Raw genomic sequence first — 11,405 nt, 5'->3', positions numbered from 1 at the left:
GTGGCGATTCGGGTTCTAACCCGAATCGCCACTCACGACCACCTGTACCGAACGGCCACCGCCGCCGCCCTCTTCCCCGGTACATGATGGCCCCCTTCCTTGCGCCAGGCGCAAGGAAGGGGGCCATCATGTACCGGGGAAGGAGTCCTTCACGGTCAGCCGCTGCCCGTTCCCGTCAACTCCACCACGACATGGGCGGGCGACCGTCCGGTGCCATCCTCGGCGCTCCGGCGCGCCGTGACGTTCTGGACGCGAATCCACGGTGCCCTGTCACTCGAACTCGCCGGGCACTTCGCCGCGCAACTGGACGACCTGCTCGCGAGCCGACCAGGTGACCGTCTACAGTGGACTTGTCCCGCTCATCGGGGCAGCCTTTCCCAGTGTGCGGCGGTTTCGGTGACCACTGTGCTAACTTCCGAGAATGCGCGGAGGCTCCAGGATTCCCTTCAGCAGGACGCTCGCGGTCGCCGCGTCCGTGCTGCTGGTCTCGCTCACCGGCCTGGGAGCGACGGCGAACGCCTCCGGCGGGCAGCCGCCGCGGCACGGCTGCGAATGCGCGACCCCGTCGATCGACCGGTTGCAGCAGTGGCTCGCGTCCGGTGAGGGTACGACGGTTCCGCCGACCGGCAGCCTGCTCGTCCGCGAACGCGGCGGATACGCGGCCAAGGTGACCTTCCTCAACGCCGAGTGGCACGTGATCGTCGTCTGGCTGGGGAACCGGTTCGAGGCGCAGGTCGATCTTTCGAAATCCGCCGGTTTCTGGATGACCTACAGCGCGACCGACGACCTCTACGTGCAGTTGCGCCCGGCCTCGCACTGGAGCGGCGGCGACAAGTGGCTCACGAAGGTGCCGTCGACCGGCGGGAAACTTGTGAAGAGGTTCTTCAGCTTCGCTCCCCGCGCGTGGACGACACTGCCGGAACTCGGCAAGCCGTCTTACTCGTTCGCGTCCGCGCTGACCGAGGCGCGCGGCCTGGTCTTCGTCGGCAAGACCGCGAACGAACTCGACTTCCGCGGACTGCGCGTCGACCGCTACACCCCGCCCTGCCTCTGAGTGTCGGCGCGCCGACGATCCGTACGCGGCCGGCCTCGCGCGTGCGGAGCCTGATTCTATCCGTCCCCGCTAATGAATCGCTAAGTGTCATCCTTAGCGTAATCGGACGATGTCGGGGAATCTGCGAATACCGTAGTCGCCTGGTCGTGAAAGTGCGTATCGACGCGGCGTCGGCGATCGAACTCGCATATTCATGCGACCTCTGCTTGATCGAAAATTCCGGGAAATAGGTTATTTTTCAACTAGTCCGAAATTGTCGACCGGAAACCGTATCCGGCGGGCTTTATCCTTTTGTTACCTGGCGCCGGGTTGTTTCGATCATGCGGGTGCTCGTACGGTCTGAGACACGATGGGGTGACACGGTGGGGGTTCTGGGGTTTCAAGAGTCGACTACGAGTGGTGGTCGAGAATCGCATTTACTCTTTCGTGTTCTCTGTTCTTCCGGATCTGGAATATCGGCGATCGCATGCTAGTAGTCGGTGTATTCTCAACCTGATGGGGAGCGTGTTCGACAATGGAAGCGAAAGTGGAGACGAAGAGAATCAGAAAGGGCGTGGCCGCGGCCATCATCGCCTCGTTCGGATTCGTCGGTGTCGGGGTGGCGGCGCCGCCCGCGATGGCCTGGCTGCACCCTGGCCCGACCACGCAGTATCCGTCGAGCGGAGGGACGTGGCAGTACGGCTTCTGGAACGTCAAGGTCCGCTCGTACTACACCGTGAACAAGTGTCACGGGTCGTCCGTCAAGCTCAACGGGAGTCTGTCGCGCAGCGCCGACACGCGGGCCGGCGAGCCATCCAGAGCGGAGAAGTACGCCGTCAACACCCCTGGTGCCGACGACGCGTACTACTACCGCACCTGCTGATCTGAATCCCCGCCGTATCCGGCCGGTCGCGCGCCGGCCGGATACGGCGGGGATCGCCGCCCGGTCGAACGATCGAAGGAAAGCCGTTGCACAGAAAAGTAGTGGTCGCGGTTTCGGCGATGCTGTTCGCCTTGCTGGCGGTCGCGGTGACCCTGATGGCGAACCTGCACGACCGGACCTATCCGCAGCAACTCGGGACCAAGTCCGTCGTCGAGCTGGACTTCGTCAATTCCGGCCTGTCGGACGCGGAGGCGATCGGTGAACTGGGCCGCCTGAGCGACCGCCTGGGGGTCGGTCTCCTCAAGGTCGCGCCGGATCTCGGCGGTGATCAGTCCGGCCAGGTCTTCGTGAAGGTCGGCGCCGCGGGCGAATTCCCGGAGCGGATAACACGGTTCGGGGGCGAGAAGGACGCCGAAATCAGAAGCAACGCGGCCCTCGAACACTCGTACGCGAGCGGTCAATACCTCGTCACCGGTTCTGCCGACCGGCTTCCCGAGTTCCGGGAGTGGCTGGCGACGCGTCAGGTGATCGCCAAGTGGAACGACAACGATCTCGGTACGACACTGGAATCGGTGGCGCGACAGGGCAGCTTCCTGATGAGCCTGCTGGCCGCCATCGCGCTGATGGCGTCGCTGGTGCTGTACTGGCTTTCGGTCAAGGCCAGGGGCAGGGCGCTCCGTGCGCTCGCCGGCGTTTCGGCCTGGCGGATCCAGTACGAGGACCTGAGGGGCTTCTTGTTCGCGATGGTCCTGGCGGCTGTCGCCGTCGACGCGGCCGCCGTCGTCGTCATCGGTTTCACGCAAGGGTGGGTATTCGCGCCGCTCTACCTCTCGATCCTGCTGATGTTCGACGCGATCGTGATCGTCGTGACGATGCTGTGCGCGCTGGTGATGTCGGTCGCGTCCTGGCCAGGGCCCGCGATGCTGGCCAACCGCGATCCCGCGGTCAAATCCCTGCGCGGGGTTTCGGTGGTGCTCAAGGCACTCACCTTCGTTCTGGTGCTGGCCGCGGTTTCCCCGGCGTACACCGCCTACGCGAATGCCAGGAACACCGCTCTCCAGCAATCCCATTGGAAGTCCTTGGCGGATCAGGTCGCTCTGTCCTTCCAGGCGGCGATGGGTGAAAGCGGGTTCCAGGAGATCAAGGGGAAAGTGGGTGACGTGGTTCGCGACGCGGAACAGCGCGGTGACGTCGCGCTTTCCTACGCCTGGAACGGGGAGGCCGTGGAAGGCGTCGACCTGGGGCCGTCCGGCCATCTGGCGCTGGTCAACCAGGGCTGGCTGAACCTGATGCTGGGCAACGGAAATGCCCCACTGGCGCCGCTCCCTCCGGAGCGGATCCCGGACAGCACACAGAAGTTCCTGGTGGAAAACCTGGATCTGTGGAAGCGCGGCGGGGAGTCCGCGGCCGCGGTGCTCGGCGAGTTCTCGTTCTACCACTTCGCACAGCCGGAACAGCTTCCGCTGGCCCTGGCCGGAAGCGGCGAACTGGTGTTCCCGGCGGACGCGATCGTCGTCGTCGCCCCGGATGTGCACGCCACGTTCGACGACGACTTCCTCGCCTCCATCGCGTCCACTCGGAATCTGGTATTCACCGGACTCGGCCCCACTCAGGGCCTGCTGGCCCAGCACGGCCTGCAGTACAAGATCAACGTGCAGTACGCCGCGGAGGAAGGGATTCTGCTCGCCCAGTTCACCGCGTATTTCGCTTGGCTCGAAGGGGTTTCCTTGGTGGCACTTCTGGTGGCGCTGGTCGTTTCCTCGCTCATCGCGGCGTTCATCGCGGCGGTACTGCACGCCCGGCGGGACTTCCCGCTCCGGCTCGCTGGGCAGCGCTGGTCCGAAATCCTCGCCGGGCGCGTCGCCCCGGAATGGCTCGTGGGCGCCGCGCTGGCCGTGATGATCATCCTGCTCCGCGGCGGCGATGGCGCGCTGCTCGCGACGGCGGCGGCGGTTCTCTGCCTCGTCGCCTCACCGGTCACGCATCTCCTGGCCACTCGCTGGACCTTCGCCAATGTCCGGCGACGCACTCTCTAGACGGGAAGACCTCCATCATGGAAATACGAGCCGACGCCGTTTCCGTCGTCATCGACGGCCGGGAAATCGTCCACGACGCCTCGCTCACCTGCGGTCCGGGGACCATGACCGCGCTCGTCGGACCCAGCGGCTGCGGCAAGACGACCTTGTTGCACTGCCTGGGTCTGTTGCAGCGGCCGACCTCTGGCCAGGTCCTGGTGGACGGCACCGGCACCGGCGGCTGGAACGCGCGGGCCCGGCGAAGGTTCTGGAAGGATTCCGGGGCCTTCGTCCTCCAGGACTACGGCGTGATGGAGGAGGAGTCCGTCGCTTTCAACGTGGTGATGAAGGCCGGCGTCTTCGGCTCACGAGTGATCGGGGACCAGCGGAAGATGAAGGCCGTACTCGAACTGACCGGGCTGACCGGCCGGGACGAGGAACAGGCCGCGCATCTCAGCGGCGGCGAGAAACAGCGTCTCTCGATCGCCAGGGCACTCTACAAGGACGCCCAGGCCGTCTTCGTCGACGAGCCGACGGCGTCGCTCGACGAGACCAATCGAACGTTGGTCATCCACCTTCTCGCCGATCTGGCCAGGCGTGGCTGCGTCGTCGTCGTGGCGACTCACGACGACGAGATGATGAGCGCGTGCGACGTCCGCTATTCGCTGCGTGCGGACAAGGGCGTCCGGGCTTCTCGCCGCTGAGGATCTTCGCAGTGGGGCCCCACCGGGTGACCGTCGCACACAGTGCCCGTTTTGTCCTGTACGGTGAACTTTCAGCCGCCCCTTGCTCGACCGATCCGAGGAGTACCCCACGATGAGCCTGTTCGACTCGCTGAAGGAGAAGGCCGCCGAACTGCTGGGCGGTGCGGGGGACAAGGTCAGCGAGCTGACCGGAGTCGACCTTTCCGGCGCCGCCGACCAGGTCACCCAGTCCGGCGAGGGGCTGACCGAGACCGGCCAGGGTCTCGCCGAGAACGCCACCGCCGCGGGACAGGGCGCCGTCGATTCGGCCACCGCGGCCGGTCAGGGCGTCGTCGACTCCACCGGTGCGTTCGGCGACGCCGCCACCGGACTGGCGGGCGACGCGATCAATCCGAACGCCCGGGGCTGATCGCCCCCGATCCCCGGTATCCGTGAGTTTCCCGCGGATGCCGGGGATTGTCATATTCGGGCTCGACGGCCCGTCGAATCATCGCTCATCCCTCCCGAACGCGGGCGCTCACCGGAGCGAGATTCCTCCGAATGCCGCGGAAAAGACCTACGTGGCGGGGGTGCGGTCACGCTATTCTTGCGGGACTTGACTGATCTGCGGGGGAGCGGACATGGTCGTGATCTGGGTCCTGCTTGGCGTACTTGTAGTGGTGATCGGCATCGCCGTGGTCACCGATCTGCGCGATCGTGGGCGAGGCGGGACCCGCAAGATCATGCTGCCGAGCTGGGCATCGCGGCGTGCGGACTACACGGAGAACGACCTGGTCCACGGCCGCTGGGTCGACAAGTCGCCGCGTGAGCAGGAGGAAGAGCTTCGACGGCGGTACAAGTCAGGCGAGGAGTGAACCGGTCGTAGACCGTCCGAAGTAGACGGTTTACGCGGCGTTCCTGCTCCAGCGCCACGCGGCGTGCAGGACCGCGATCAAGGCTTCGTCGTCGGCGAAGGTGGGTTCTTCCCCGACCGGTAGCCAGGTCCGGTCGACGATTTCGCCGTGCCGTCGGCGGACCACCGAGATCCCGGGGTACGACAGCGTCGCTCGGCCGTCTGCGGCCACCCGCCGGAACTCCCAGCACAGTTGAACAACGCGATCAGCGCTCATTGACCACAACTTTCCCTACTTGCGTAATGGGTAAGTCGTCTGTCGGTGCTCGCGCGTTTCAACCGGCCAGTTCTCCGGAGAGTTTGCCGTGCAGGGTGGCGCTGTGCTTGTCGAGGCCGGTGATCTCGACGGTCTTGCCCCGCGCCCGGTACTTGGCGGTGACGGTGTCGAGTACGGCGACGGTGGAGGCGTCCCAGATGCGGGCGCCGGTGAGGTCGATGACGACGGAATCCGGGTCGCCTCCGTAGTCGAACCGGTGGGCCAGGTCGTTACTGGAGGCGAAGAACAACCCGCCGGTGACCGCGTAGACGACCTGGGAGCCGTCCGGATCGACGACCGCCGTGACCTCGACCTGACGCGCGACGCGACGCGCGAAAATGATCATGGCGACGATCGAGCCGACGACGACACCGATGGCGAGGTTGTCGGTGGCCACCACGACCGCCACGGTCACGACCATGACGATGATCTCGCCCGCGGGCAGGCGTTTCAGCGTCGCTGGGGCGATCGAGTGCCAGTCGAAGGTGCCGAAGGCGACGAGCACCATTACCGCGACGAGCGCCGCCATCGGAATCCGGGAGACCAGCGGCCCGAAAACGACGCAGAGGACCATGAGGAAGGAGCCGGCCAGGAACGTGGAGAGCCGCGTGCGAGCGCCCGCGGTCTTCACGTTGATCATCGTCTGGCCGATCATCGCGCAGCCGCCCATCCCACCGAAGAAGCCGGTGACGACGTTGGCGACACCCTGGCCGATCGCCTCGCGGGTCTTGTTCGACCGGGTGTCGGTGATGTCGTCGACCAGCTTCGCGGTCATCAACGATTCCATGAGCCCGACCAGTGCGAAGGCGAGCGCGTACGGCGCGAGGAGGGCGAGCGTGCCCAGGGTGAACGGCACTTCCGGCAGGCCTGGCGTCGGCAGTGAGGACGGCAGGGCGCCCTTCTCACCCACCGTGGGAACCGCGATCCCGGCGCCGATGGTCAGCGCGGTCAACACGACGATCGAGACCAGGGGAGCCGGGATCACCTTGGTGAAGCGGGGGAACACCACCATCAGCACCAGGCCGGCGGCGAACAGCGGGTAGACCGGCCACGGCACGTCGATGAGTTCGGGCACCTGCGCCAGGAAGATCAGGATGGCCAGCGCGTTGACGAAGCCGATCATGACGCTGCGCGGGACGAACCGCATCAGCTTGGCCACCCCGAGGGAGCCGAGGGCGATCTGGAACAGCCCGCCGAGGATCACCGTGGCGATCAGATGACCGAGGCCGTGTTCGCGGGCGATCGGGGCGACGACGAGCGCGATCGCGCCGGTGGCCGCGGAGATCATCGCCGGCCTGCCGCCGACGACCGAGATCACCACGGCCATCGTGAACGACGCGAACAGTCCGATGCTCGGGTCGACCCCGGCGATGATCGAGAACGAGATCGCCTCCGGGATCAGCGCCAGCGCCACCACGAGACCGGCCAGGATCTCGGTGCGAGCGACCTTCGGCGAAAGCCAGGAAGGCCTGGCCGGCCGCATTCGGGACAACGATGGCGAAGACGATGAGGGCACGCGGCAACCTGACATGATCGGACTGGGGCCGAGACTGCGACCGGATCTTCAGGCTAGGGCCGCCATCGACGACGCCGAGGATCGGCTCCCCACCGGTGAGGTCCGAGTCACGATCGGGAGTTCCCTCGCGAACCGCGCTCAATAATCCTCATCGGCGCTCACGACCTCGAGCTCCCACGGCATTCCTAGCCGACGAGACCGGCGAACCGGCTCAGCGTCTCCTCGCGGCCCAGCGCCTGCGTGATCGAGTGCAAGTCCGGGCTCCGGGTCGAACCGGTGATCGCGATCCGGATGATCTGCGAAGCCTCGCGAATGGAGCCCGGGAAGGCCTCGGGGTTCTTCTTGAACTCCTTGGCGTTCTTCGCGAAGCCGTGCTTCGCGGCCACTTCGCGGATCTGCTGGAACCACTCCTGGCCGTCGTCGAGCTGCTGGTAGTTGCCGACGAAGTCGCGCGCGACGGCCTGGACGACCTCACGGTCGACGCCGAGCGCGGCGATCCGCTCGTCGTCGGGTCCGGTGACGGCGGCGTGCAGCTGCGGGAAGAAGAAGCCGTAGACCGCGCGGAATTCGCTCCACTTCTTCAGGTCCTTGCGCGGGTTCTCGGCGCCGTCGCGTTCCACGGCGAGCGCCCGGAGCGCGAGTTCGGGCTCGGCGTCGAGGACGGTCCGCAGCGCCGGGTCGAACCGCTCCGCCCAGGCGCGGACCTCTTCGAGGATCTCGGCGCCGGAGAGCGTGGCGATGTGATCCGCCGAGATGTCGTCGAGTTTGACCAGGTCGACCAGCGGGCCGGCGACACCGCATTCGTCGAGGTTGATCGGCTCGCCCAGGGCCTGGTCGAGCGGCATTTCGGCAAGACGGCCGTTGGCGAGGCCGCGCAGGTAGTAGAGGACGGCCTTGGCGGGGTAGCCGGACTCGATGTAGAAGTCGACGCTCGCTTCCGGGTCCTTGCGCTTGGACAGCTTGCGCTTGCTGCCGCCCTCCTGCTTCATCAGCGGCGCGATATGCGCGTAGGTGATCGGCTCGAAGGCGAGCGCGTCGAACAGCTGCTGGTGCACTGGCACCGAGGAGATCCACTCGTCACCGCGGATGACCAGGTTGACGCGCATGAGGTGGTCGTCGACGGCGTGCGCGAAGTGGTAGGTCGGCAGCCGGGGGCTCTGGTCGGAGCTCTTCAGGATGACGACGTCGTTGCGGTTCGCTTCGGCCTCGAGCGGGCCGCGGATGGCGTCGGTGAACCGGGCGCGGGCACCGGTGTCGTCCGGTGCGCGGAACCGCACGACATACGGGGTGCCCGCGTCCAGTTTGGCCTGGACGTCGGCGGGGTCGGCGTCGCGCCAGATGGCCCACGAGCCGTAGTAGCCGGTCGGCAGCTTCGTCGCCTGCTGCCGCGCGGTGATCGCCGCGAGTTCGTCCTTGGTGGCGAAGTCGAGGTACGCGCGGCCGAGGCGGAGCAGGTGGCGGACGTAGGTGAGGTAGACCTGCTCGCGCTCGGACTGCTGGTACGGGCCGTAGTCGCCGCCGCGGTGGATGTCCTCGTCGGCGGCGAGATCGAAGTACCCGAAGCCGCGCTCGAACTGGTCGATCGCGCCCTCGACCTCGCGGGACCGGTCGGTGTCCTCGACCCGGACCAGGTAGCGGCCGCCGCTGCGGCGGGCGACGTCCTGGTCGATGGTGGCGACGTAGATGCCGCCGATGTGGACGAACCCGGTCGGCGACGGGCCGAAGCGGGTGACCAGTGCGCCCTCGGGGAGATCACGGGCGGGGTAACGCTGTTCCCAGTGCTCGGGTTCGGGCAGGTCGGCGGGGAAGAGGGCGTCGATGACTGCTCGGTCCAGCATGGCGGTTCAGATCTCCCGGCGTCGTGGTGCATGGCGGTTTTCGCCATCGAAGAGACTAGCCGTCCGGCCTCCTGCGCCGGCGGGGGTGGTCCCGATGACGGATGCTCCACTTGCGCACCCCGATTCGAACGAGTGGAGCAGACGAAAGCCACACGTCCTGCATGCTGCTTCGCACTGTCGGCGGACGGGTCCGAACCTGCACGATTTCGGTACCGAACACCGCAGGTTCAGAGGGAGATTTCCAATGCAGAACACCGTTTCCGACGATATCCGCCGCTTCTTCGCCGACTCGGGGGTCGACGTCTCCGCGCTGGGCCAGACCGAAGTGGACCTCGTGATCGATCACTTCGACAACTCGAAGAATTCGTCAAGCGGAGGGGCTTTCGGCTGCTTCACCGGCGCTTGCTGCCTCATGGCCTGAGTGCTCCGCGCAGAGGCAGCCGACACCCTTCGAGATCCAGTCCCGGCCTTCCCATTCCGGATGGCGTTCGATCATGTCCCGAGACATCGGTGTCGTACGGCGGGAATCAGGGGAAGATCGCGAACTGGCCCGTCTCGACCGGATCCCGGTGAACAGCACACCCGCGTCGGGCACGGTCACCACCTGATCACCCTTGCTGTGGGCGCTTCCGGTGGCCGCCAGCCGCACGACCCGTCCGCCGAGGTCGAGTTCGTGGGCCTCGGCGTGGACGACGTCCGGGGCGACCAGATCGACCCGGTCCTTGTGGACCGGATCCGCCGCTTGCGCGCTGGTGACGAGGTAGGTCGCGTGGTCCGCGAAGACCTGCGCGCCGAACGCGTGCTCGGGGTGGAAATGCCTCGTGGTCAGGTACAGGCGGCGGCCGCGGGCGTGTTCGGCCGCGAAGGCGAGCACTTTCTCGGCGTCGCGCGGCCCCAGTCCGGTGTCGACGACGAGCACCGAGTGCGCACCGCCGATCCTCCCGGGCTCACCTGGGTGCCCTTGGAAGACATGCCGCCGAGCCCGCTCGTCGTCGCGTGGGTGACCGGACAAGAGAGCCCGCTCGTTCGCCCGGATCACCCTCGAGAGTCACCGATGAGGGCGGTGTAAAACCGTCGGTGTCGGGGAATCACCCGATCATGCCGGAATCACCCTCAGAACCCGACGAGGCAACCGTCGACGCCGTCGGAAAGCTGGTTTTCGCCCTCGAGACGGTCGAACAGGCGCGCGGCCACCTGTACGCCTTCCACCACCTCACGGGAACCGCCGACTTCGCGCTCGGCGAGGCCGTCGAAGCGCTCCGGAAGGCTGGGCACCCGGATTGGGCGGAGCGGATCCAGACCGAGCTGGTCGGGCTCAACGTGCTGCCGGAGCGGTGGACCTTCCAGCTGATCGAGGAATACGACGACGGCTACTACGCGACCTTCCGCGAAATGGCGCGAGACGTCACCGGTGACCTGACCGGAGGACGGCGGCATCTGCACGAAGAGCACATCAAGCGAGACCGGCGCACCGAAGGAAGGCCCGGACACGAAATGGGGAACCCCAGTACGTGAGCCGCGGCTCCCGGCGAGTGCTCACAACTTCTCCAGCGCGTCGGGTTTGTGGACCGCTTCACCGCCGCTCTTGTCGCTGCGGACCAGGTATTGCGGTTCGTCCTTCGACGCCCGCACGGTGCGGCCGCCCGCCTCGGTGTCGGAGGTGATCTCCTTCAGGACTTCGCCTTCGGCCTGTCCGCCGTGGCTGTTCCAGCGGACCTTGTCGCCTTTGTGGAAGCGCTTCGTCATCGTCATCCCTTCTTCGCGGGTGTCCGTCGTGGACGGTCCGACGCGGGCCAGACGTACGGAAGGTCGTCTGGAACGTCCGGAAAACGCGGCCGGTAGTGTGCCGGATCCTTGCGGACCAACGCGGACTGGTGACTGCGATGGAAGTCGGCGTCACCGAGCCAGGGCGGGAGTTCGCGTTCGTCCGCGAGTTCCGCCTGTGAGCGGACCTTTGTCAGGCCGGTCGCGCGGAGCAGATCGGCCCGCAGCGTGTCGTGGCAGGTGTCCTGCCTGCCTGTCGCGCACCAGACCTCGCAGACGTCGAAACCGTACCTGACCAGGGCCTCCTCGTAGCCCGCCCACATCGTCGCGGCCGGATGGTGACGCCAGCCGTAGTCCGCCACCGTCAGCGCGCGCAGCACCTGGATGGTCTCCACCCGCTGCTTGCCGAGCCGCCGCGCGTCGAGCACTTCGGCCGTGGCACGAAAATCAGCGCAAGGAAGGAAAGTCTGCACATTGTCGGCTTCCCCGGCCGCCGGGATTCAA

Annotated in this window: 13 protein-coding genes and 1 pseudogene; 8 read left to right on the top strand and 6 right to left on the bottom strand. The window is 66.6% G+C overall.

Going from position 1 to position 11,405, the window contains the following annotated elements; all coding sequences use genetic code 11:
- Window positions 1-99 precede the first annotated feature (99 nt).
- The 7 genes from ACZ54P_RS30020 to ACZ54P_RS29990 all read left to right on the top strand — a co-directional run bounded on the left by ACZ54P_RS30020 (window position 100) and on the right by ACZ54P_RS29990 (window position 5,489).
- Window positions 100-603 (top strand): TetR-like C-terminal domain-containing protein, encoded by a 504-nt coding sequence (locus ACZ54P_RS30020; RefSeq protein ID WP_465464942.1) that lies wholly within the window; start codon window positions 100-102, stop codon window positions 601-603.
- On the top strand, window positions 500-1,054 hold the full coding sequence (locus ACZ54P_RS30015) for a hypothetical protein (protein WP_465465003.1): 555 nt from the start codon (window positions 500-502) through the stop codon (window positions 1,052-1,054). Before ACZ54P_RS30020 ends, ACZ54P_RS30015 begins: the two co-directional genes overlap by 104 nt.
- Window positions 1,055-1,580: 526 nt before the next feature.
- Window positions 1,581-1,916, top strand: coding sequence for a lactococcin 972 family bacteriocin (locus ACZ54P_RS30010; RefSeq protein WP_465464941.1), 336 nt, complete (start codon window positions 1,581-1,583; stop codon window positions 1,914-1,916).
- Window positions 1,917-2,002: 86 nt separating this feature from the next.
- Window positions 2,003-3,952: a hypothetical protein gene (locus tag ACZ54P_RS30005; protein WP_465464940.1), complete on the top strand. Its 1,950-nt coding sequence runs from the start codon at window positions 2,003-2,005 to the stop codon at window positions 3,950-3,952.
- 17 nt (window positions 3,953-3,969) lie between these two features.
- Entirely contained in the window at window positions 3,970-4,635 is a 666-nt protein-coding gene (locus ACZ54P_RS30000) for an ABC transporter ATP-binding protein (RefSeq protein WP_465464939.1), read from the top strand.
- A 112-nt stretch (window positions 4,636-4,747) separates the two neighbouring features.
- Window positions 4,748-5,044 (top strand): hypothetical protein, encoded by a 297-nt coding sequence (locus ACZ54P_RS29995; RefSeq protein ID WP_465464938.1) that lies wholly within the window; start codon window positions 4,748-4,750, stop codon window positions 5,042-5,044.
- 211 nt (window positions 5,045-5,255) lie between these two features.
- Window positions 5,256-5,489, top strand: a complete 234-nt coding sequence (locus ACZ54P_RS29990; RefSeq protein ID WP_465464937.1) for a hypothetical protein — start codon at window positions 5,256-5,258, stop codon at window positions 5,487-5,489.
- Window positions 5,490-5,519: 30 nt separating this feature from the next.
- On the opposite strand, the gene ACZ54P_RS29985 is transcribed toward ACZ54P_RS29990, so the two are convergent.
- The 4 genes and pseudogenes from ACZ54P_RS29985 to ACZ54P_RS29970 all read right to left on the bottom strand — a co-directional run.
- A complete protein-coding gene (locus tag ACZ54P_RS29985; RefSeq protein WP_465464936.1) occupies window positions 5,520-5,744 on the bottom strand; it encodes a hypothetical protein in 225 nt (74 codons plus the stop codon).
- Between the two features lie 58 nt (window positions 5,745-5,802).
- Window positions 5,803-7,266: a SulP family inorganic anion transporter gene (locus ACZ54P_RS29980; protein WP_465464935.1), complete on the bottom strand. Its 1,464-nt coding sequence runs from the start codon at window positions 7,264-7,266 to the stop codon at window positions 5,803-5,805.
- 218 nt (window positions 7,267-7,484) lie between these two features.
- On the bottom strand, window positions 7,485-9,137 hold the full coding sequence (locus ACZ54P_RS29975; RefSeq protein ID WP_465464934.1) for a glutamate--tRNA ligase: 1,653 nt from the start codon (window positions 9,135-9,137) through the stop codon (window positions 7,485-7,487).
- Window positions 9,138-9,504: 367 nt separating this feature from the next.
- Window positions 9,505-10,080, bottom strand: a pseudogene (locus ACZ54P_RS29970) (MBL fold metallo-hydrolase); the annotation flags it as partial.
- A 155-nt stretch (window positions 10,081-10,235) separates the two neighbouring features.
- Here ACZ54P_RS29970 and ACZ54P_RS29965 point away from each other — a divergent pair.
- Window positions 10,236-10,652 (top strand): hypothetical protein, encoded by a 417-nt coding sequence (locus ACZ54P_RS29965; RefSeq protein ID WP_465464933.1) that lies wholly within the window; start codon window positions 10,236-10,238, stop codon window positions 10,650-10,652.
- A gap of 21 nt (window positions 10,653-10,673) precedes the next feature.
- Here the strand turns inward: ACZ54P_RS29965 and ACZ54P_RS29960 are convergent, their stop codons facing one another.
- Both ACZ54P_RS29960 and ACZ54P_RS29955 read right to left on the bottom strand, forming a co-directional pair.
- Window positions 10,674-10,883, bottom strand: a complete 210-nt coding sequence (locus ACZ54P_RS29960) for a hypervirulence associated TUDOR domain-containing protein (RefSeq protein WP_465464932.1) — start codon at window positions 10,881-10,883, stop codon at window positions 10,674-10,676.
- 2 nt (window positions 10,884-10,885) lie between these two features.
- Window positions 10,886-11,374 carry an MSMEG_6728 family protein gene (locus tag ACZ54P_RS29955; RefSeq protein WP_465464931.1) on the bottom strand — a complete coding sequence of 163 codons (489 nt, stop codon included), beginning with the start codon at window positions 11,372-11,374 and terminating at the stop codon, window positions 10,886-10,888.
- Window positions 11,375-11,405: the final 31 nt, after the last annotated feature.

Source organism: Amycolatopsis sp. NPDC034160, from assembly GCF_055575355.1.
Note: the sequence above shows the minus strand (reverse complement) of the source record. Positions and strands in the feature narration are given on the sequence as shown.